Origin of the sequence: Mycobacterium sp. SMC-17 (assembly GCF_045310915.1) — a bacterium.
GTDB lineage: Bacteria > Actinomycetota > Actinomycetes > Mycobacteriales > Mycobacteriaceae > Mycobacterium.
Window position 1 is genome coordinate 68,995 of the sequence record NZ_JBJIAK010000001.1, and the last position, 21,078, is coordinate 90,072.

Consider the following 21,078-nt stretch of genomic DNA (forward strand, 5'->3'; position numbering starts at 1 on the left):
TGTGCCGACCTTTCTCATTGTCGGCGCCGGCCCGACGGGTTTGGGCGCTGCCGTCCGGCTGACCGAACTCGGGGTCGACCATCTGGTGGTGGATGCCGGTGATCAGGTCGGCGGCATGGCCACGTCGGTGCGCGACGAACACGGTTTCACCTGGGATCTCGGCGGCCACGTGCTGCACAGCCACTTCGCGGAATTCGACCGTGCGGTCGACGCCTCGGGCGTGAAGATGAACGACGTCGCCCGCAACGGCTGGGTGTGGCTCGACGGCAGCGGGCCGCAGAGTCTGGTGCCCACGCCCATCCAGCAGCAACTCGCCGAGATGCCGACCGACCTGTACCCGGACGCACCGCTGCACAACCTCGCCGACTATTACCGCAACAATTTCGGTGGCAAACATTTTGACGAGTTTTTCGGCCCCTACAACTACAAGATGTGGACGGCCCCGCTCGAACACATCGACCACGAATGGACATCGTTGCGCAGCGGCAGCGCCGCGCCGAACGTACCGCGCCTCGGGCTGGCCGGCTCGGCGCCGGCCCCCGCGGGCAGTTTTCCGTATCCGATCGGCGGCACCGGTGCACTGTGGCAGGGCGTGCACGACCAGATGCTGGCGCCCGGCACGGTGCGGCTGAATACCCGCGTCGTCGACGTCGATGTGGCCGGGCGGGTCGCGACGCTGGACGACGGCTCGACCGTCTCCTACGACCACTGCGTCAGCTCGGCGCCGCTGACGACGGCCTGGGGCTGGCTCGGTGGCGCCGGCGCACACGGGACGGCCGAGCGAAACACGTTGTGTGCCAGTCGGATCTACGCGGTCGGGCTGGGCTACCGGGGTGCGGCGCCGGACGCGCTGGCCGACAAGACCTGGCTGTACTGCCCGGACCTGGGCGTGCCGTGGTACCGGGCCACGATGCTGAACAACTACGACCCCACCAACGCCGGCGACGGCCGCTGGAACGTGCTGTGCGAGGTGCCGCTGCTGCCCGGACAGCCACTGACCGCCGACGACGCGGTGCGGCGTACCGAGGAATCACTGCGGGCGCTGGGGGCCGAGTCGGAGTACGTGGTGAGCCGGTTCGTGCGGGAAGTGCCGATGGGCTATCCGGTGCCGACCCTGGGCCGTGACGACATCGTGCGGACCGTCGACGAGCGGCTGCGCGCGCACGGCTTCTACAGCCGCGGCCGGTTCGGTGGCTGGCGCTACGAGTCGTCGAACCAGGACTACGGCTATCTGCAGGGCCGGGAGGCCGTGGACAACGCGCTGTCCGGTACTCCGGAGGATGTCTACTGGCACCCGGAGAGGTTCTGAGCGGCCAATTCGCCGGACAGCAGCGCGAGCATTTCCGAACAGCCACTCTCGATCTTCACCGTGGCCAGGTCGTCGCCGCGGGTGGTGCCGCGGTTGATGATCGCGACGGGCTTGCCGGCGGCGGCCGCGTACCGGACGAAGCGGTAGCCCGAGTACACCGTCAGCGATGATCCCGCGACCAGCAGCGCGTCGGCGGCGTCGACCAGGGCGTACGCCTGTTGCACGCGGTCTTTCGGCACGCTGTCGCCGAAGTACACGATGTCGGGTTTGAGGATGCCGCCGCAGCGTGGACAGTCCAGGTACCGGAATGTCGCGGTGTCCTCGACGGTGGCGTCGGCGTCGGGGGCCACGCCGATACTTCCGACCTCGGCCCGTTCGGTGAAACCGGGATTGAGCCGTTCCAGTTCGACGGCCAGCGCGGCCCGGGTCATGGTGTGTCCGCAGCTCAGGCAGACGACCTGGGCGTACGTGCCGTGCAGGTTCACCACCGTCTGGGAGCCGGCCTTGGTGTGGAGCAGGTCGACGTTCTGGGTGATGACGCCCGTCACCAGGCCCGCGCGTTCCATGGCGGCCACGGCGCGGTGGCCGGCGTTGGGCCGGCGTGCGGCCATGTGCCGCCAGCCGATGTGGTTGCGGGCCCAGTACCGCTGCCGGAAGGCCGGCCCGGACAGGAACTGCTGGATGGTCATCGGATTGCTCGGCGGCGAGTCCGGCCCGCGGTAGTCCGGGATGCCCGAGTCGGTGGAGATGCCGGCGCCGGTCAGCACGGCGAGACGCCGGTCGGCCAGCAGATTGACCAGTTCAGGAGCCTGCACGTCATCGAGGGTAGGCCGTCCACGGAGTTGCACCACGTGTCGATGCAACAATCGAGACGTGGACTTCTACTCCGCCTACCGACACGGATTCGTCCGCGTCGCCGCGTGCACGCACCACACCGCACTCGCGGACCCGGCGACCAACGCCGCGTCGGTGCTGCGCCTGGCCCGCGAGTGTCACGACGACGCCGTCGCATTGGCGGTGTTCCCGGAACTGACCCTCTCGGGGTACTCGATAGAGGACATCCTGCTGTCGGACACGCTGCTGGAGTCGACGACCGAGGCGCTGGCGTCGATCGTCGAGGCATCGGCCGACTTGCTGCCGGTTCTGGTGGTGGGCGCGCCGCTGCGGCACCGGCACCGCATCTACAACACCGCGGTGGTGATCCACCGCGGTTCGGTACTCGGCGTGGTGCCCAAGTCGTACCTGCCGACCTACCGCGAGTTCTACGAATCGCGTCAGATCGCGGCCTGCGATGATGCCGAGGGCACGATCCGGCTGAACGGTATCGACGTGCCGTTCGGCCCCGACCTGTTGTTCGCCGCCGCTGATCTGCCGAATTTCGTGCTGCACGTGGAGATCTGCGAGGACATGTGGGTGCCGGTGCCGCCGAGTGCGACGGCCGCGCTGGCCGGTGCGACGGTGCTGGCGAACCTCTCCGGCAGCCCCATCACCATCGGCCGGGCCGACGACCGCAAGCTGCTGGCCCGCTCCGCGTCGTCGCGATGCCTGGCGGCGTACGTGTATGCCGCCGCGGGGGAGGGTGAGTCCACAACAGACCTGGCCTGGGACGGCCAGACCATGATCTACGAAAACGGCGTGCTGCTGGCCGAATCCGAGCGTTTTCCGTGCGGCGAGCGACGGTCGGTGGCCGACGTCGACACCGAGCTGCTGGCCGCCGAGCGGTTGCGCATGGGGACGTTCGATGACAACCGGCGCACCTTCGCCGACCGGACATCGGATTTCCGCCGCATCGAGTTCACGCTCTCGCCGCCGGCGGGCGACATCGGCCTGCTCCGGGAGGTCGAGCGCTTCCCGTTCGTGCCGGCGGATCCCGCGCGGCTGCAACAGGATTGCTACGAGGCGTACAACATCCAGGTGTCCGGTCTGGAGCAGCGCCTGCGGGCGCTGAACTTCCCGACCGTGGTGATCGGCGTGTCCGGCGGGCTGGACTCCACGCACGCGCTGATCGTGGCGGCCAAGGCGATGGACCGCGAGGGCCGTCCGCGCAGCGACATCCTGGCCTTCACCATGCCGGGTTTCGCGACCGGCGATCGCACCAAGAACAACGCGACCGCGCTGGCGAAGGCGCTCGGAGTTACGTTCTCGGAGTTGGATATTCGGGACACCGCGCGGCAAATGCTGGGCGAGATGGGGCATCCGTTCGCCCGCGGTGAGGCCGTCTACGACGTGACGTTCGAGAACGTGCAGGCCGGCCTACGGACGGACTTCCTGTTCCGGTTGGCCAACCAGCGCGGCGGCATCGTGCTGGGCACCGGCGACCTGTCCGAGCTCGGCCTGGGCTGGTGCACCTACGGCGTCGGCGACCAGATGTCCCACTACAACGTCAACGGCGGGGTGCCGAAAACCCTGATCCAGCATCTGATCCGGTGGGTGATCTCCTCGGGTCAGTTCAACGCCGACGTCAACGAGGTGTTGCAGTCGGTGCTGGACACCGAGATCACCCCGGAGCTCGTTCCGGCGACCGACGGTGAGGCAGTCCAGAGCAGCCAGGCCAAGGTGGGACCGTATGCACTGCAGGACTTTTCGCTGTTCCAGGTGTTGCGGTACGGCTTCCGGCCGTCGAAGATCGCATTCCTGTCCTGGCATGCGTGGCACGACGCCGACGCCGGTGACTGGCCGGCCGGCTTCCCGGACGACGAGCACGTCGCCTACTCGCTCGCCGACATCCGGCACTGGCTGAAAGTCTTCGTCCAGCGGTTCTATTCGTTCAGTCAGTTCAAGCGGTCGGCGCTGCCGAATGGTCCGAAGGTGTCCGCCGGCGGCGCGCTGTCCCCGCGCGGGGACTGGCGGGCGCCGTCGGACATGTCGGCGCGCATCTGGCTCGACGAGATCGACCGTAACGTGCCGGAGGCCTGAACGGGCCGGCGTTCCTGACCCCGCAGCAGAAAACCTACCCTGATCATCCACGGCACGGTCGACGACCTCATCACGCTCGATCCGGCGAGCCCCATCCAGAACCAGCTCCTGACGAGCGAGACCTCAACTGACTGGACCGCTTCCAATGGGTCGACCAGGATGGGCAGTTCTACACATCCGACGTGATGCCGACCGACCCGAGTTTCCACGGCACCCCGATCAACTCGCCTCGACCACGCCGTACCAGAGCTTCACGTCGGCCGGGGTCATCAACGTGTCCTCGGTGGCCGTGTAGCCGCACCGGCTTCAGAACGGTGGCGAGCTGTCGCCGTCGATGAGTTGTTGGGCGAGTTGGAGTTTGGCTTCGGCGGTCGACTCCGACGCCAAGAGCTCGGCCCAATTGAGTTTGCGCTCGTGCCGGGTACGTCGAGCGCGGTCGTCGATGCGGGTGCGCCGGCGGGTGGGCATCATGAGGTCGCGACCGGGTTGATCGCTGGTGGTCGCCGTAGCCGATGGTGGCGGCGCTGCCGATGGTGGCGGCGCTGTGGTAGGGAAGTGCCTGTCGGGAAACAGGATTCGGCTACCGGGCACGGTCGTGTATGTATGCCCGGTGGGTGCGGTCCACACGATGGTGCCGTCCGGGTTCTGCCGGGTGTGCCATCCGGTTGCGCCGCTGTAGAACGTTTTGACCAGGTGGTGCTTGCGGCACTTCGGGCTGAGATTGCCGGGATGCGTGGCTCCGGCCGGCCAGGGGATGGTGTGGTCGAGGTCGGCGTCCACGGCGGGGCGGTCGCAGCCGGGGTGCATGCAGGTGATGTCCCGCATCCGCACGTAGCGGTCGAGCGCGGTCGACGGCCGGTACCGCGGTTGCCCGTCGGCCGGAACCTGCGGCGTGGTAACCATTTTCACGCTCGCACCCCGGGCGGCCAGGTCTGCCATGACCACCGCGGGTATCACCGGCCCGCCGGACAGATAGCCGACCACGCTCTGGTCGACGACAGGCTCGGGCTCAGGCAGAGGCGCGAGTGCCTCGGCGACCGGAGTGTTTGCCGTCACCGGCGGTGCGGCCTCCGGCGCATCGAGCAGAGGATCGCTGATCGGTTGTGGCGCAGCGCCAGTCAAGACATTTATGACGACGGCTGCGGCGCGCGGATCGGCTCCGGCTGCCGGGCAGTCGGGTTTGCCGCAGTGACAGGGCAGCCGATCGCCACGGACGGCCAGGATGCCCAACGCGTCGGCGCGGCGCTGGGCGAGGCTGCGGGGATCGTCGTCGCAGACCTCGTAGGCCATGGCGGTGAGGGTGCGCTTGAGCAGTTCGGCGTCGGTGGTCAGTAACAGACCCCAGACAGACGTGACGCCTGCGGGGTCACCCGGCTTGCCGAACTCGACATCGCGACCGCGGACGGCGTTACGGCTACGACGCACCGCGGCCGGGTCGAACTTCTCGATCCAGCTGTCGATCTGCCGGATCGTGTCGGCCTTCGACAACGGTCCCCATTCGCGCGCGCTGCCGGCCATGGCGGTGTCGATGAGGGCGAGCGCTGCGGGGTCTTGCACGAACTCGGTGTGCCAGCAGATCAGGGTGACCAACGGAAGTGATAGGTCCCCGCGCGCCAGCAGGGCGCCGACGTGTGGGAGCCGGTCACGCAGTGCGAGCGCGAGGTGCATCTGACTGGCGGCTTGCCAGCGATTGATCGTCAGGGCCGCGCCGATCTCGCACGCCGCGGCGTCCCAGCCGTCGCACGCCCACAGGTCGCGGTCCTCGTGGTCGATGCAGCGGCGGTGGGTGAGTTCGGCGATGGCAGCCAGCCGGCGGGCGGCACTCTGGGCTTCGGCCCGTATTGCGCTGGTCATCGTGTCGACCAGGGAAGCGTCGTCGGCTTCCCTGGTTTCGATCACCAGTTCCTCGTACATATGTTCGATTTTAGCGATCTCGACCGCTTCAAACTACGTGGCAGGCGCAGATTGTGGATGAATCGCGTTCTGTGGATAACTTGCCGCCGCGCTCACGCGGCGGCGAGCACGTTCGGCTCATCAAGGTCGTCGTCGGTCCGACGCTGAGACCGCGCGGCCGCACGCACCACCAGCGCGAAGGCGACGGTGATCGGGATGACCGGGCCGTCCATGCCGCCGGCGAGAACGGCGTCGGCCGTCGTGAAGGCCGGCGGCACGATCTGCGCGTACAAGGCGGCCGCCGTCGGGGCCGCGGCGAAGCCCCACAACAGCCAGCGCCACTGCCGTTCGCGCGCCACATCTCCCGCGGCGCGGGCACGGAACACCCCACGTGCGGCGATTGCGATGCTGATCCAGGCCGGTACGAGATGAAAGAGCGCGAGGCCGTGCGGTATCGGCGCCGGCAGTCGCACCACGAGGCCGGCGTAGGCGAGTGAGCCGGCAATCGCCAATCCCACGGCAGCGCCGTACGTCCACCTTGGAGCCGAACACCTTGGAGCCGAACCGATTTGGGTGTCGGGTGACGATCGTTGCGTCAGCATGAACGCGAACACCGCGCTGCCGGGCGCGACGACGCCGAGGACGATGGAGCCCACGCCGATGTTGGTCAGCAGATCGTGTTGGGGGATCAGCGGCTGAATCCCGATCCAGATCACGCGCAGCAACGGCGCCGTCATCATCAGGGCGATGCCGTAGGTCATCCAGGCCCGGTGCGTGATCACGTCGCGGCGGCGGATCGCGTAGACCGCGTACCACGCGCTGCCGAGGGTGCCGATTGCCAAGGCGCGCAACTGGGTTTCGAATGCCGGGCCGATGAAGTGCTGGGCCGGCGGCGTGACGTACAGGAACACCAACGCGGTCAGCATGCTGATGGACATCAGTGCCAGATAGCTGCGGCCGATCCAGCGATGCACCGCCGGCCGGCGGTTGCGCAGCCGCGACGAGAACTGAAACAGCCCCAGAGTCAAGGCAAGTCCGGCCAACGTGGTGTGCACCATGAGAACCACGCGATGCTCGGCGTAGGCGCCGTGGCGTACCGACTCGACGGACCCGTCACCGATCGCGTAGTGATCACCGTTGATGACGGTGTTGACGGCGTCCTGCCAGCGCGCCAAGCCAGGGGCGAAAAGTGGCCAGGTGTAATTGAGTGCCAGCGGTACATAGAAGACGGCGATGGCGACCGTGAGCACGAAGAATCGCCGTGACACCGCGATTCCCTTGTGACCGTCCATTTGAACGTCAGATTCTAGGACCACCCACGGCAAACCCGCAGTATTTGCTGAATCGCAACGTCTGTGTGGTTTTGGGCGGTGGCACCCTCACTCGGCGCGCGCAGACAGCTCGCTCAGGAAGCCGCCCGCCATGACTGATCGACGGGGTCGAAGGCGATGGGCAGGGTGAGCGGTCCGCTCAGGCCCACCAACGGTTTCCACGGCACCGGCCCGGTCACGCGGGCGTTGGGCATGCGCTGGGTCATGAGGGCGAGCGCTTCGGCCAGCTCCATCTTGGCCAGGTGCACGCCGAGGCAGTAGTGCATCCCGGCGCCGAAGGTCTGCATCGCCGGGGCGCCCGCGCGGGTGATGTCGAGGCGGTCGGGATCGTCGTACACGGCGGGGTCGCGGTTGGCCGCGCCGGTGTTCACCTGCAGGAAAGTTCCTGCGGGAAACAGCATTCCGGCGAGTTCGACATCCTCGCGGGCCATCCGCAGCGAGCTGATCACGATGGGGGAGTGCCGCATGGTCTCTTCGACGGCACGGTCGGCCATATCCGGGTGCGCCCCCAGGAGCGCCCACTGGTCCGGGTGCTCACACAGGACCTGTACCGAAGCGGCCACCTGGTTGCGGGTGGTGTCGGTGCCGGCCGCCAGCAGGCCGGTGGACAGCATGCGCAGTTCGTCGGCACTGAGCCGGTCACCGTCCTCCTCGGCGCGGATGAGATCCGAGATCAGATCGTCGGTGAGATTGTCGCGCCGACGGGCAACCATGTCGTCGATGTAGTCATCAAGCGCGTCCCACGCGGTCAGGATCGCGGTCTCGTGTTCGGCGACGTGCCAGTCGAAGGCCTGCATGAAATCGTCCACCCAGGCCGACAATTGTGCCCAGTCCTCGGCGGGGGCGCCGAGCAGCGCACAGATGACCGGGGTCGGGTACTGGCGCGCGATATCGGTCACCACGTCGCAGTGCCCGCGGGCCACCTGGCGGTCGATCAGATCGCTGACGACGTCGACGACCGTGGTGCGCAGGCGTTCGATGGCGCGGCGGCTGAAGGCCGTCGCGATCAGTCGGCGCAGGCGGGTGTGTTCGGGACCGTCGATGCTGATGATCGATGCGCTGACGCGGTCCCACACCGGGCCCGACGTGATGCCCTGCGCCACGAGGAACATGCCCTGGGGTATCCGGAATCGCGGATCGCGCAGCACTTCGTGCGCGAGGTCGTAGGTCAGCACCTCCTGCCCGTGCGGCCCCATCGCGATCGGCGACTGCGCCCGCGCCGGCGCGAGGATCGCCTGCGCTTCGTCGGGGCTTTGCGCGCCCGAATAGTCGATCGCCGGAAGCGTGACGTCGAAGACGCTCGGAATACCGCTGGCAATGGTCATGCGTCGACTATCCGGCGTCGCGGCCGGCAGATCATCCGCCAAGTGGCGTATATCTGCGCGTCAGTTTGACGCGTCGTCTTCCAGCGCGTCCTCGATGACCTCGTCTCGCGGTGCGCAATCGCCGGCACCGGGTGTCAGGGTGGCGAGCGCGCCGGCTGTGACGGCCCGCCGGAGGGCATGCGCGGGGTCCGCGGTCCAACCCGCAGCCAGAACGCCGGCGAAGACATCACCCGCGCCGGTGGTGTCGACGGCTTCGACCCGGGGCGCCGGGACCTGTGTCTCACCGTCCGCCGTGCGGTGCTCCGCGCCGTCGGCGCCCCGCGTGATCACCAGGTGTGGGACGGGCCAATGCCATTGGGCGGCTTCGGTTTCGTTGACGATCACAACGTCGGTGACGGCGGCCAGCGCGGCGAGCACCTCCGGATCGGTGCCGGCAGGAGAGGCGTTCAGCACGACCGTCGCGCCGGCGTCCTTCGCCAGCCGCGCCGCCGCCAGCGCGGTGGCCGGCGGGATCTCCAGCTGCAGCAACAGCACGTCGCAATCGGCGACCACCGCGCGAACGTGTGCGGAGTCCAGGGTCAGGTGTCCGTTGGCGCCCGGCGCCACCACGATCATGTTTTCGGCGTTGTGGCCGACCATGATCGCCGCGGTACCACTCGGGACCGGCAGGCTGACGGTCGCGACCAGACCGACGCCGTTGTCCTGCAAGTGCTTTCGCAGCGCGCCGCCCGTGGCGTCGGCTCCGAGCGCGGCGACGAGCTGGACATCGGCACCCGCCCGGGCCGCCGCGACGGCCTGATTGCCGCCCTTGCCGCCGGGCTCCGAATGCAATGACGACGCCAGCACCGTCTGCCCCGGTCCCGGCAGGTCGGCCAAATCGAAGACCAGGTCCATGTTCACGCTGCCCACGACAGTGATGCGAGTCACCGGGCCACCGTAGCCCCGACCGGCCCGGACCGCCGATACCTCGTTACCCTGGGTTAATGAGTGTGCACGCAGCTACGGACACCGATCTGCGTCAGCAGGTGCATGACGCCGCCCGGCGGGCCCGCGTCGCGTCGCGCGTGCTGGCCACGCTGACCACCGAAGCCAAGAACCGCGCGCTGCACGCCGCGGCCGATGCCGTGCTCGCCGCCGCGGACCTGGTGCTCGCCGCCAACGCCGAGGACATCGACGCCGCACGCGCCGCCGGCACCGCCGAGGCGATGATCGACCGCCTGGCCCTGAACCCCCAGCGCCTCGACGGCATCGCCGCCGGATTGCGGCAGGTCGCCGGGCTGCCGGACCCCGTGGGTCAGGTGCTGCGCGGCAGCACGCTGCCCAATGGTCTGCAGATTCGTCAGCAGCGGGTGCCGCTCGGCGTGGTCGGCATGGTCTACGAGAGCCGGCCCAATGTGACGGTCGACGCCTTCGGGCTGGCGCTGAAGTCCGGCAACGCGGCGCTGCTGCGCGGCAGCTCGTCGGCAGCCCGGTCGAACGCGGCTCTGGTCACCGCACTGCGGGCGGCGCTGGCCGCCGAGGGCCTGCCCGAGGACGCGGTGCAGCTGCTGCCCAGCGAGGACCGCGCCAGCGTCACCCACCTGATCCAGGCTCGCGGGCTGGTCGACGTCGTGATCCCGCGCGGCGGCGCCGGCCTGATCGACGCCGTGGTGCGCGACGCCACCGTGCCGACCATCGAGACCGGTGTCGGCAACTGCCACGTCTACGTTCACGAGGCCGCCGATCTCGACATGGCCGAGAGCATCCTGCTGAACTCCAAGACCCGCCGTCCCAGCGTGTGCAACTCGGCCGAGACCCTCCTGGTGGACCGGGCCATCGCCGACACCGCGCTGCCGCGGCTGGTGACCGCGCTGCAGGACGCCGGGGTGACGGTGCATCTGGACCCGAGCGAAGACGAGCTGCGCGCCGAGTTCCTGTCGCTGGACATGGCGGTGGCCGTGGTGGACGGTGTCGACGGCGCCATCGCGCATGTCAACGAGTACGGCACCGGGCACACCGAGGCGATCGTCACGACCAATCTTGCTGCGGCCCAGCGGTTCTCCGAGCAGGTGGACGCTGCCGCCGTGATGGTCAACGCGTCGACGGCCTTCACCGACGGTGAGCAGTTCGGCTTCGGCGCCGAGATCGGCATCTCGACCCAGAAGCTGCACGCGCGCGGTCCGATGGGGCTGCCGGAACTGACCTCCACCAAATGGATCGTGTGGGGCGACGGCCAGACCCGGCCCGTGTAAGAGGAGAAGAACTTGAGTACACCCGCTCGTTCGGTGCCGCTGTTCGGCGAAAATGCCGCCATCGATGACGTCGCCAAGCGACTCACCGAAACCGGATACCTGCCCGACACCGCAACGGCCACAGCGGTTTTCCTGGCGGACCGGCTGGGCAAGCCGCTGCTGATCGAAGGACCGGCGGGTGTCGGCAAGACCGAACTGGCCCGGGCCATCGCCCAGTGCACGGGGTCGGAGCTGGTGCGGCTGCAGTGCTACGAGGGCGTCGACGAGGCCCGCGCGCTGTACGAGTGGAACCACGCCAAGCAGATCTTGCGCATCCAATCGGGTCAGCAGTCTGGTGACTGGGACCAGACCAAGATGGACGTGTTCAGCGAGGAGTTCCTGCTGAGCCGGCCGCTGCTGACGGCCATCCGCCGCACCGAGCCCACCGTGCTGCTGATCGACGAGACCGACAAGGCCGACATCGAGATCGAAGGCCTGCTGCTGGAGATCCTGTCCGACTTCGCCGTCACCGTGCCCGAACTCGGCACCATCACGGCGCAGCAGACACCGCTGGTCGTGCTGACGTCGAACGCCACCCGTGAACTGTCCGAGGCGCTCAAGCGTCGCTGCCTGTTCCTGCACATCGACTTCCCTGACCCCGATCTGGAACGGCGCATCCTGCTGTCCCGGGTGCCCGAGCTGCCGGAGAAGATCGCCGACGAGCTGGTCCGGATCATCGGTGTGCTGCGCGGCATGCAGCTCAAGAAGCTGCCGTCGGTCGCCGAGACCATCGACTGGGGCCGGACGGTGCTGGCGTTGGGCATGGACACCATCGATGACGAGATGATCGCCGCGACGCTGGGTGTGGTGCTCAAACACCAGTCAGATCAGCAGCGCGCCATCGGCGAGTTGAAGCTGAACTAGGGGAGTCCGCATGGCCGTCGCCCGCACGCCCGCGCAACCGCTTGCCCCGCATGGCATTCCGGGCCACCTCGTGGGGTTCGTGGAGGCCCTGCGCAAGGTGGGCATCAACGTCGGGCCGTCGGAGACCGTCGACGCCGGCCGGGTGATGGCCACCCTGGGACTGGGTGACCGCATGGTGCTGCGCGAGGGTCTGGCGTGTGCGGTGCTGCGCCGGCCCGACCACCGCGAGACGTACAACGCGCTGTTCGACCTGTGGTTCCCCGCGGCCATGGGGGATCGGGCGGTCTTGGAACTCGACGACGACGAGGATCCGGAGAACCGGCCCGACCGGATCCCGCCCGAGGACGTCGAGGGCATGCGCGCGGCGCTGATCGACCTGCTGTCCGACGCGGACATGGCGAACCTTGACGACCGCCTGATGGCGATGATCGCGCAGATCGTCGACGCCTACGGCAAGTACAACTCGAGTCGCGGCCCGTCGTACTCGTCGTATCAGGCGCTCAAGGCCATGGGGCTGGACCAGCTCGAAGGCAAGCTGCTGGCCGGACTGCTGGCGCCGTACGGCGACGAGCCCACGCCCACGCAGGAGCAGATCGCCAAAGCGATTGCCGCCAAGCGTATTTCGCAGCTGCGGCACATGGTCGAGTCGGAGACCAAGCGGCGCACCGCCGAGCAGATCGGCCGCGACCACGTGCAGACCTACGGTATTCCGCAGCTGGCCGAGAACGTCGAATTCCTCAGGGCGTCAGGCGATCAGCTGCGGCAGATGCGTAATGTCGTTGCGCCGCTGGCCCGTACGCTGGCCACCCGGCTCGCGGCGCGTCGGCGTCGTTCCCATGCCGGCCAGATCGACCTGCGCAAGACACTGCGCAAGTCGATGTCGACCGGCGGCGTGCCCATCGAGGTCGTCCTCAAGAAACCGCACCCGGCCCGTCCCGAGCTGGTGGTGCTGTGCGACGTGTCCGGCTCCGTCGCGGGCTTCAGCCACTTCACGCTGATGCTGGTGCATGCCCTGCGTCAGCAGTTCTCGCGGGTGCGGGTCTTCGCCTTCATCGACACCACCGACGAAGTCACCGAGCTGTTCGGCCCCGACGCCGACCTGGCCGTCGCGGTGCAGAAGATCACCCGCGAGGCCGCCGTCTACACGCGGGACGGGCACTCGGACTACGGCCACGCGTTCGTCTCGTTCATGGACAAGTGGCCCAATGCGCTCTCGCCCCGCACGGCCCTGCTGGTGCTCGGCGACGGCCGCAACAACTACCGCAACCCGCAGGCCGACCTGCTGGCACACATGGTGAACGCCAGCCGGCACGCGCACTGGCTCAACCCCGAGCCCAAGCACCTGTGGGGCAGCGGCGACTCGGCGACGGCCAAGTACCAGGACGTCATCACCATGCACGAATGCCGGTCCGCGAAGCAGCTCGCGTCGGTGATCGACAACCTGCTGCCCGTCTGATTCCCGCAAACACGCACGTTCGCGGGTATCAGGGGCTCCAGTAAGCTGGCCAATCGTGACTCGACGCAGGCTGGGCGTGATGGGTGGGACGTTCGACCCCATCCACCATGGACACCTCGTCGCGGCCAGCGAGGTGGCCGACCTGTTCGAACTCGACGAAGTGATCTTCGTGCCGACCGGGCAGCCCTGGCAGAAGCGCGATCGGCACGTCACCGCCGCCGAGGACCGGTACCTGATGACGGTCATCGCGACGGCCGCCAACCCACGGTTCTCCGTGAGCCGCGTCGACATCGACCGTGGTGGCCCGACCTACACCAAGGACACTCTGCGCGACCTGGCCCGGCAGAACCCGGACACCGACCTGTTCTTCATCACCGGCGCCGACGCGCTGGCCTCGATCCTGTCGTGGCAGAACTGGGAGGAACTGTTCTCCACGGCCCGGTTCATCGGGGTCAGCCGGCCCGGCTACGAGCTGGACGGGAAACACATCGAGGCGGCACAGAAAGAACTGCCGCTCGACGCCCTGACCCTGGTCGAGGTGCCTGCGCTGGCCATCTCGTCGAGCGACTGCCGTCGCCGCGCCCAGGCCAACCGGCCCATCTGGTACCTGGTGCCCGACGGCGTCGTCCAATACGTGTCCAAACGTGGCCTCTATCAAGCCACGAACAAGCAGGAGAGTTCATGACCGCCACCCCCGAAGCCCTGAGCATGGCGACGGTCGCCGCCCGCGCGGCGTCCGCCAAGCTGGGCGAGAACATCAGCGTCATCGACGTCTCGGATCAGTTGGTCATCACCGACTACTTCGTCATCGCTTCCGCGTCCAACGACCGCCAGGTCAACGCCATCGTCGACGAGGTCGAGGAGAAGATGCGCTGGGCGGGCCACAAGCCGGCCCGTCGCGAGGGTGCCCGCGAGGGCCGCTGGGTGCTGCTCGACTACGTCGACATCGTGGTGCACATCCAGCACCAGGAGGAGCGCGAGTACTACGCGCTCGACCGGCTGTGGCGGGACTGTCCGGCCGTCGAGGTCGACCTCGACGGTGAGCTGCCGGTCAACCCCGACGGAGACGACGCATCCGACGAGTCCGCCGAGGGCCGAGAGTGAGGAACCGCCGCCTCCTGCTGCTGCGTCACGGTCAGACGGAGTACAACGCCACGAGCCGGATGCAGGGCCAGCTCGACACCGACCTCAGTGATCTGGGCCGGGCGCAGGCGGTGGCGGCGGCCGAGGTGCTGGCCAAGCGTCAGCCCCTGGTGATCGTGTCCTCCGATCTGCGCCGCGCCCTCGACACCGCGACGACGCTGGGGGAGCAGGCCGGGATGCCGGTGTCGATCGATGAGCGGCTACGCGAGACACACCTCGGGGACTGGCAGGGCCTGACCCATCACGAGGTCGACGACATTGCGCCCGGTGCGCGGCTGGCCTGGCGTGACGATGCCCGCTGGGCGCCGCACAACGGCGAGAGCCGGGTGGACGTGGCGAACCGCGCCCTTCCGGTGGTGCAGGAGCAGCTGCGCAATCTGCCCGAATGGGGTGTCGACGAGGTCGACCGCCCCGTGGTGCTCGTCGCGCACGGCGGGCTGATCGCCGCGCTGACCGCGGCCCTGCTGGAGCTGCCGGTCGACAACTGGCCGATCCTCGGCGGCATGGGCAACGCCAGCTGGGTGCAGCTGTCGGGGCACAGTGCCGGACTGGCCGACGACGATCCGGTGAAGTGGCGCCTGGATGTGTGGAACGCCTCGGCTCAGGTGGCCAACGATGTCCTCTGACACGCCGACTGCCTCGCAGAAGCCTGTCCTTCTCGTCTTCTGCGACTCGCTGTCCTACTACGGGCCGACCGGCGGGCTGCCGTCCGACGATCCACGCATCTGGCCCAACATCGTTGCGTCCCAACTCGGTTGGGACCTCGAGCTGATCGGCCGCATCGGCTGGACCTGCCGCGACGTGTGGTGGGCCGCGACGCAGGATCCGCGGTCGTGGGCGGCGTTGCCGAAGGCCGGCGCGGTGATCTTCGCGACGTGCGGCATGGACTCGCTGCCGTCGCCGTTGCCGACGGCACTGCGGGAACTGATCCGCTACGTGCGGCCGCCGTGGCTGCGCCGCATCGTGCGCGACGGTTACGGCTGGCTGCAGCCGCGGCTGTCACCGATCGCGCGGCCCGCGCTGCCGGCGCACCTGACGGTCGAATATCTCGAAGAGACCCGCGGGGCAATCGATTTCAACCGCCCGGGCATTCCGTTCGTCGCCACCATCCCGTCGGTGCACATCGCGGAGACCTACGGCAGCTCGCACCGCTGGCGCGACGCCACCGTCGCGGCGATCACCGATTGGGCTGAGGGGAAGCAGATTCCGGTCGTCGACCTCAAGGCCGCCGTCGGTGACGAGGTGATGTCGGGCCGCGCCAACCCGGACGGTATCCACTGGAACTTCGAGGCGCACCGTGCCGTCGCCGAACTGATGCTCAAGGGGCTGGCCGAGGCCGGTGTGGTGTCGCAGCGGACCGACGACTAGCCATGGCAGTGGTGGTGGTCACCGACTCGTCGGCTCGGCTTGACCCAGATGAGTTGAAGCGCTGGGACATCCGGGTCGTGCCGCTGCATGTGCTGCAGGACGGCACCGACTACCAGGACGGGATCGACCCGATTCCGCAGGACATCCAGGACCGGTCGCATGTGTCCACCTCGGGCGCGGCGCCCGCGGATCTGACCGACGTCTACAAGCAGGCGCTGGCCGACAGCGGCGGCGACGGCGTCGTGGCGGTGCATCTGTCGGCCGGTCTGTCGAGCACGTTCAGTTCCGCCGCGGCCGTGGGCCGTGAGCTGGGTTCGTCTGTGCGCGTGGTCAATTCGCGATCGGCGGCGATGGGGGTCGGCTTCGTCGCGCTGGCTGCAGCCCGCGCTGCAGCGGCCGGCGCGGATCTGGATGCCGTTGAGGCGCTGGCGCGTGCGGAATCCGGGCGGCAGCACGGGTTCATCGTCGTCCACCGTTTGGACAACCTGCGGCGTAGTGGCCGCATCGGCACCGCCGCGTCCTGGCTCGGCACCGCATTGTCGCTGAAGCCGTTGCTGCAGTTGGACATCGACGGCCGGCTGATGCTCGATCAGCGAATCCGAACCGTGGCCAAGGCTCATGCCGCGATGATCGAACGGGTGGTCGCGCTGGTCGGTGAGCGGCCCGCAGCGATCGCCGTACACCACGTCGACAACCACGACGACGCCGCGCAGATCGGCGCCGCACTGACTTCCCGCCTGCCCCAGGTCGATTCACTTGTCGTGACCGACATGGGGCCGGTGCTGGCGGTGCATGTCGGCTCCGGCGCCGTCGGCGTCATCGTCAATACGCAGGACTAGCGGCCCCGGCAGCGGGGAGCTTTTCCGGCAGTCGGCCAACAACTACGCGGGTAAGCGCGCGGCGCTGGTCGGTTTTCGAGTACCCGTCTACTCGCGATCCGGCGCCGTCGTCGTCGCACTCTGAAATCCCGCGCGGCACTCCGTCGCCGCGAACCCCGATTGAAAGGTGACGACGATGAGCCACACACTGAACCTCGGCTGGACCCACGCCCTGCCGTTTCACGCACCCACGGTGCCCCAGTGGATCACCAACATGGAGCGCTCCGTCGGCCAGGCCATGCACCGGCTGGCCGACGAGCACCACCCGGAGAACCCGGTCTACGAGACACACTTCGACTTCATCGAAGACGCGCTCATGGCGCGCGAAATGTACCGGCTGTGAATGCTTTTGGACTAGCCGGCGAACCGGCCGGTGACCGGCGGCAGATCTTTTAGCGTCAGGATGCCCGGCGCTGCCGCCACCACCGCAGGTACTGCGTTGGTGGCCGGCAGCGCGGTGTAGATCATGCCGAGACCGTTGAGGCTCACCTCGCTCCAGTCCTTCGACGGCAGGCAGTACACGACTGTGCGCATGTTGGGCACGCCGAACACCTGGATCACGTGACCGTGCGCCACGGGCTTCGGCGGGGTGACGTGCTCGCCCATGATCCAGTTGAAGCCGACGCTGACGACGTTCTTGTCGCCGACCCAACCGCGGTGATAGCCGTAGACGCTGGCGACCGTGCCCTTGGGGATCTGCATGAACCCGAGGTCGGAATCCTCGGTCGCCGGGGTGAAGGTGACGTCGAAGGTGATCCGGTCCAGCTTGGCTCCGATGGCATCGGCCATCATCGCGGCTGACTCGGCGAACACCTCGCTCTCCAGGCGCACGCTCTCGGCCAGGCCCGGTGTCTCGGGGTCCTTGCCGAAACCCATCGCGGCCATGGTGCCGGCCGATTCGTAGACGCCGCAGTCGACCGACTCGGTGATACGGATTTCGTCGACGCTCTCGCACGCGCTGGACAGCACCATGCCCATCATGTTCGTCAGGCCGGGGTGTGCGCCGCTGCCGAAGATCGTGGAATTGCCTGCCTCGCAAGCCTTCTGGATGCGCGCGAGGTCCTCTGGGCTCTGCTTGCCGCCGGTGATCCAGGCTGCGGTCGAACACACATTGATGCCCGATTCGAGCAGGCGGACCAGCTCGTCGACGCTGGGCCAGATCGGGTTGTAGCAGCAGGCATCCGGCTTGAGCGCCACCAACTCTTCGATGTCGTTGGTGGCCTTGATTCCGGTGGGTTCGGGCCAACCGGCCAGTTCGGCGGCGTCCACCCCGACCTTCTCGGCGCCGTACGCGTAGACGCCGACCAATTCCATGTCGTCACGGGCGATGATGGCGTGCAGGGATCGCTTGCCGATGTTGCCGGTGGTCCACTGGATGACGCGGAGCGGGCGGTCGGTGGTCATGGAGGCCTCCTCGTTGGGGCTGTGCTTTCGCTAGACACTATGCCGCAGGTGTCTACCCGGTGGTCCCGGTGGTGGGCTGGAGCCGGCGGCGGTGCGAACCCGTCAGGCCGCGGAGACGTGCAGGACTTCGTAGGCGGCCATGTGGGTCAAGGTCTGATCGGGCTCCTCTGTCGAGAGTTCGACCTGGATGAGGGTCCAGCTGGTTATATCGACAGCGGTCACGAGGGCCACAGTGGTGTCTTCGACGTGCTCGAGAAACCGTTGGGTGATCGGATCCAGGCAATCGGACGGTGCGGCAGCGGAAGGCAGCGACGCAGACTTCACGGTGAGGCTGCGGGCTTGTGCGTAGGCGGCGGGGCCGTGGACGATCTTGTGAAGCGTCCAGTCTTGGATCGGTTGCCGGCCGAAGTCTCGAACGATGGCGGAATAGCCCGGCTCGCCCCAGCAAAAGTTGCGCATGCCGTCGATGTCGCGCCAGACATAGAACGGGGCGTACGCGTTTCGGGGAGCGCCTTGGGATTTCTCCTGGATCAAGTAGGCCTTGAACTCGAGGCTGGCGAAGCCGTCGAAGAGGTGGCCGGTCCTGCGCACCCGGTTCCGGATGATGCCCATGTCGTAGTCGGTGGGCAATGCGATCTGATATTGCATGGCGTACATCAGTGATGCCTCTTGGTCGCCTGGACGTGGGCCCGGTCAGCAACAGGCTCGTACCACGTTGTGGTGGTTCCGTCGGTTGCGGTCTCCTGATGGGCCACGTGGGTCATGGCGGCATGCCCAGCTACGGCGGTCATCGCAGATTCCGGCTCTGTAGGAGGCCTGCAGCTCCTTGTACCGCCGCCTCGAAAGCAGCTGGGTCCTGTTGCGCCCGCGCGAGGACGTAGCCTCCCTGGACGGTCGCGACCACCATGGATGCGAGCTGATGTGCGTCTGTGGCGGCGGGGAACTCGCGCTCGTCAATGCCCTGGCCAATGACCTGAGCGATGCGGTCGACCAACCAGCCGAGGGTCTCTGCAACCGGGCGGAGAAGATCTGGTGTCGCCAAAACATCGGCGTCGTAGGTCATGCGCCCCATGCGGCAGCCCCGCAACGAATCGCGCTGGCGTTCTAGGTAAGCGATCACCCGCTCGAGTGCCGTCCCGTCACCCGAGAGTAGAAGGTCAGCTTCGGCGCGCATCGTGGCTGCGCTCTCTGCCAAGGCTGTGGCCGCGAGCTCCTGTTTTCCGGCGAAGTGGTGGTACATGCTGCCCTGCCCTGCTTCCGCGCGGCTCAGGATGTCCTTTGGGCTGGTTGCCGCATAACCGCGTTCCCAGAGCAGCTCTTGAGTCGCGTTCACAAGACGGGCGCGTGTTTGCACAATCACGAAACATACGTACTAGTAGTTACAGTCGTCAAGTGAAAGGGTCCCGATTGCTGTGAGCCTGCGGGCGGACGGGCGCAGGGTGCGGAGGTTCAAGCGTCGCGGGAACGTCCAGCATCCGACATGGAGAGGCCTCGTCAGAACGGTCTGTGAGCTGGAGTCCGGTCACCCGTGCCAAATCCGGTCGTGCTCGGCGTGGGTCGACAGATACGCCCCGGGCTGGAAATGCGTGTCGTAGAACCCGAGGTCGATGTGTTGTGCCTGAAGGTAATTCATGATGTGCACGGTGGGTACGGTGCCGGGAAACTTGCCGAACGTATCGTCGATGTATTGCGCGGCGATGGTGAGCAAGGTGATGAACTGCTCGTCGTGCCCAGCCGCGGCCGAACGCACGGCCCGCGAATCCCGCCACGGCCCTGGGGTGTCCGGGTGAAAAGGCCCGCCGGGGCCGAATTTTCGGTCGGCGAAGGCGCGCACCGCAGCCGCGATGTCCGGGTAGTGCGGGCGGCTGTACGTTTCGAAAACGCCGTCCAGCCCCGTCGGATTGGGCAGTGCCCACCGTTCGTCGGTTTGGACGTTGAATCCCAGCGCGGGAACCTCCGGGTCGCCGGACGCGCCGAGGATGGTGAGCCGGTCGATACCGTCGAACGTCCAACCGCCCAGGCCCAGCGCCCCGAGTAGTAGGTGCCCGTTGTAGACGCTCGTCATCAACTCGGCGGTGGCTTCCGTGAGCGAGTACTGCTCGACGAAGGTCAGTGGGAAAGGGTCGTCGTCCCGGTGCGCCAGACCCGCGGCGGCCTCCTTCAATCCCGGGATCGGCCGGTTGTTGACGTCGTCATAGATCAGGTAGCCGTTCTGCAGGAAGAACGCCAGATTGGCCAAGAGATGTTGTGCGATGTCGGCGACCGGGATGACCAGCAGGGAGCCGGGGTGATTGGCGATCCACGTGTTGTGGCCTTCGAGGTACGGCTCCGACCGTGGAATGTGGATGCGATCGGTGGAGAGCTGGCGATAGGACGACGCCGTCGCGGCCAGCCAGTCGTCGATGTCGACCACGCCGTCGTTGACCGGCACTGTCGGTGCCGTGTCTCGGGACGACAGGAAGTAGGTGCCCGAGTCATCGGTGAAGAAGAACTCGACGATCTCGAAACCCGCGGCTGACGGGAACGTGCGACCTGATGCCGACCCGCTGTAGTTCGGGAACGCCGGTGCATATCCGGGATGGTGACTGATCCCGAAATGCCAGCCGGTTACACCGGTTACCGTCGCGAGGATCAGTGCGCGTTCGACCTCGTCGAGTGGTTCGACGTCGCGGCTACTGGTGTAGGCCAACGGTCCCGATGGGATGGAGCCGCCGACGGGGAAGCGCCGCGACCGCCTGCCCTGGATCGCGCTCAACAGCGGGAAGCTCGCCGCCGCGGCCAGCGCTTCGCGTTGCTGTGCGGTCAAACTCAAACGTGGCGAAGGTATTTGGGTCGTCATGGTCACCCCGACTCTAGGGCTCGCGGCGCATGTCGGCCCACAGTTCGGCGCACCACGATGCCAATTTTGGCGGCGATCGATC

Annotated in this window: 20 protein-coding genes; 11 read left to right on the forward strand and 9 right to left on the reverse strand. The window is 67.6% G+C overall.

What is annotated here, in order from left to right:
• The first annotated feature begins 1 nt into the window (after window position 1).
• Complete coding sequence (locus ACJH7A_RS00305) at window positions 2-1,309, forward strand: protoporphyrinogen/coproporphyrinogen oxidase (protein WP_406801265.1); 1,308 nt, start codon at window positions 2-4, stop codon at window positions 1,307-1,309.
• Here the strand turns inward: ACJH7A_RS00305 and ACJH7A_RS00310 are convergent.
• Window positions 1,285-2,124: an NAD-dependent protein deacetylase gene (locus tag ACJH7A_RS00310; RefSeq protein ID WP_318985526.1), complete on the reverse strand. Its 840-nt coding sequence runs from the start codon at window positions 2,122-2,124 to the stop codon at window positions 1,285-1,287. The genes ACJH7A_RS00305 and ACJH7A_RS00310 overlap by 25 nt on opposite strands.
• Window positions 2,125-2,182: 58 nt before the next feature.
• Between ACJH7A_RS00310 and ACJH7A_RS00315 the strand changes: the two genes are divergently transcribed.
• Window positions 2,183-4,225, forward strand: a complete 2,043-nt coding sequence (locus tag ACJH7A_RS00315) for an NAD(+) synthase (protein ID WP_406784470.1) — start codon at window positions 2,183-2,185, stop codon at window positions 4,223-4,225.
• Window positions 4,226-4,531: 306 nt separating this feature from the next.
• On the opposite strand, the gene ACJH7A_RS00320 is transcribed toward ACJH7A_RS00315, so the two are convergent.
• The 4 genes from ACJH7A_RS00320 to ACJH7A_RS00335 form a co-directional block, all read right to left on the reverse strand.
• A complete protein-coding gene (locus ACJH7A_RS00320) occupies window positions 4,532-6,139 on the reverse strand; it encodes a DUF222 domain-containing protein (RefSeq protein ID WP_406801266.1) in 1,608 nt (535 codons plus the stop codon).
• Window positions 6,140-6,231: 92 nt separating this feature from the next.
• On the reverse strand, window positions 6,232-7,410 hold the full coding sequence (locus tag ACJH7A_RS00325; RefSeq protein ID WP_213020308.1) for a DUF2306 domain-containing protein: 1,179 nt from the start codon (window positions 7,408-7,410) through the stop codon (window positions 6,232-6,234).
• Window positions 7,411-7,523: 113 nt separating this feature from the next.
• A complete protein-coding gene (locus ACJH7A_RS00330) occupies window positions 7,524-8,774 on the reverse strand; it encodes a cytochrome P450 (protein ID WP_212812299.1) in 1,251 nt (416 codons plus the stop codon).
• A gap of 60 nt (window positions 8,775-8,834) precedes the next feature.
• Complete coding sequence (locus tag ACJH7A_RS00335) at window positions 8,835-9,701, reverse strand: ribokinase (protein ID WP_212812298.1); 867 nt, start codon at window positions 9,699-9,701, stop codon at window positions 8,835-8,837.
• 56 nt (window positions 9,702-9,757) lie between these two features.
• Between ACJH7A_RS00335 and ACJH7A_RS00340 the strand changes: the two genes are divergently transcribed.
• The 9 genes from ACJH7A_RS00340 (at window position 9,758) to ACJH7A_RS00380 (ending at window position 17,096) form a co-directional block, all read left to right on the forward strand.
• On the forward strand, window positions 9,758-11,005 hold the full coding sequence (locus ACJH7A_RS00340) for a glutamate-5-semialdehyde dehydrogenase (protein ID WP_212812297.1): 1,248 nt from the start codon (window positions 9,758-9,760) through the stop codon (window positions 11,003-11,005).
• A 12-nt stretch (window positions 11,006-11,017) separates the two neighbouring features.
• A complete protein-coding gene (locus tag ACJH7A_RS00345) occupies window positions 11,018-11,908 on the forward strand; it encodes a MoxR family ATPase (protein ID WP_346414381.1) in 891 nt (296 codons plus the stop codon).
• Between the two features lie 10 nt (window positions 11,909-11,918).
• Window positions 11,919-13,364 (forward strand): VWA domain-containing protein, encoded by a 1,446-nt coding sequence (locus tag ACJH7A_RS00350; protein ID WP_318985520.1) that lies wholly within the window; start codon window positions 11,919-11,921, stop codon window positions 13,362-13,364.
• Between the two features lie 70 nt (window positions 13,365-13,434).
• Window positions 13,435-14,049 carry a nicotinate-nucleotide adenylyltransferase gene (gene nadD, locus ACJH7A_RS00355; protein ID WP_346414476.1) on the forward strand — a complete coding sequence of 205 codons (615 nt, stop codon included), beginning with the start codon at window positions 13,435-13,437 and terminating at the stop codon, window positions 14,047-14,049.
• Window positions 14,046-14,468 (forward strand): ribosome silencing factor, encoded by a 423-nt coding sequence (rsfS, locus tag ACJH7A_RS00360; protein WP_064979345.1) that lies wholly within the window; start codon window positions 14,046-14,048, stop codon window positions 14,466-14,468. Before nadD ends, rsfS begins: the two co-directional genes overlap by 4 nt.
• Window positions 14,465-15,133, forward strand: coding sequence for a glucosyl-3-phosphoglycerate phosphatase (gene gpgP, locus ACJH7A_RS00365; protein ID WP_346414382.1), 669 nt, complete (start codon window positions 14,465-14,467; stop codon window positions 15,131-15,133). Before rsfS ends, gpgP begins: the two co-directional genes overlap by 4 nt.
• Window positions 15,123-15,875, forward strand: coding sequence for a diglucosylglycerate octanoyltransferase (octT, locus tag ACJH7A_RS00370; RefSeq protein WP_346414383.1), 753 nt, complete (start codon window positions 15,123-15,125; stop codon window positions 15,873-15,875). Before gpgP ends, octT begins: the two co-directional genes overlap by 11 nt.
• A gap of 2 nt (window positions 15,876-15,877) precedes the next feature.
• Window positions 15,878-16,714 (forward strand): DegV family protein, encoded by an 837-nt coding sequence (locus tag ACJH7A_RS00375; RefSeq protein ID WP_406801267.1) that lies wholly within the window; start codon window positions 15,878-15,880, stop codon window positions 16,712-16,714.
• Window positions 16,715-16,889: 175 nt separating this feature from the next.
• On the forward strand, window positions 16,890-17,096 hold the full coding sequence (locus ACJH7A_RS00380; protein ID WP_318985516.1) for a hypothetical protein: 207 nt from the start codon (window positions 16,890-16,892) through the stop codon (window positions 17,094-17,096).
• A gap of 11 nt (window positions 17,097-17,107) precedes the next feature.
• Here ACJH7A_RS00380 and ACJH7A_RS00385 read toward each other — a convergent pair whose 3' ends face one another.
• The 4 genes from ACJH7A_RS00385 to ACJH7A_RS00400 all read right to left on the reverse strand — a co-directional run bounded on the left by ACJH7A_RS00385 (window position 17,108) and on the right by ACJH7A_RS00400 (window position 20,996).
• Entirely contained in the window at window positions 17,108-18,157 is a 1,050-nt protein-coding gene (locus tag ACJH7A_RS00385) for a dihydrodipicolinate reductase (protein WP_064979341.1), read from the reverse strand.
• A 102-nt stretch (window positions 18,158-18,259) separates the two neighbouring features.
• Window positions 18,260-18,814, reverse strand: coding sequence for a DUF4865 family protein (locus tag ACJH7A_RS00390; protein ID WP_346414384.1), 555 nt, complete (start codon window positions 18,812-18,814; stop codon window positions 18,260-18,262).
• Window positions 18,815-18,944: 130 nt separating this feature from the next.
• Window positions 18,945-19,517, reverse strand: a complete 573-nt coding sequence (locus tag ACJH7A_RS00395; protein WP_346414385.1) for a helix-turn-helix domain-containing protein — start codon at window positions 19,515-19,517, stop codon at window positions 18,945-18,947.
• Window positions 19,518-19,679: 162 nt separating this feature from the next.
• Window positions 19,680-20,996 (reverse strand): hypothetical protein, encoded by a 1,317-nt coding sequence (locus ACJH7A_RS00400; RefSeq protein WP_346414386.1) that lies wholly within the window; start codon window positions 20,994-20,996, stop codon window positions 19,680-19,682.
• Window positions 20,997-21,078 lie beyond the last annotated feature (82 nt).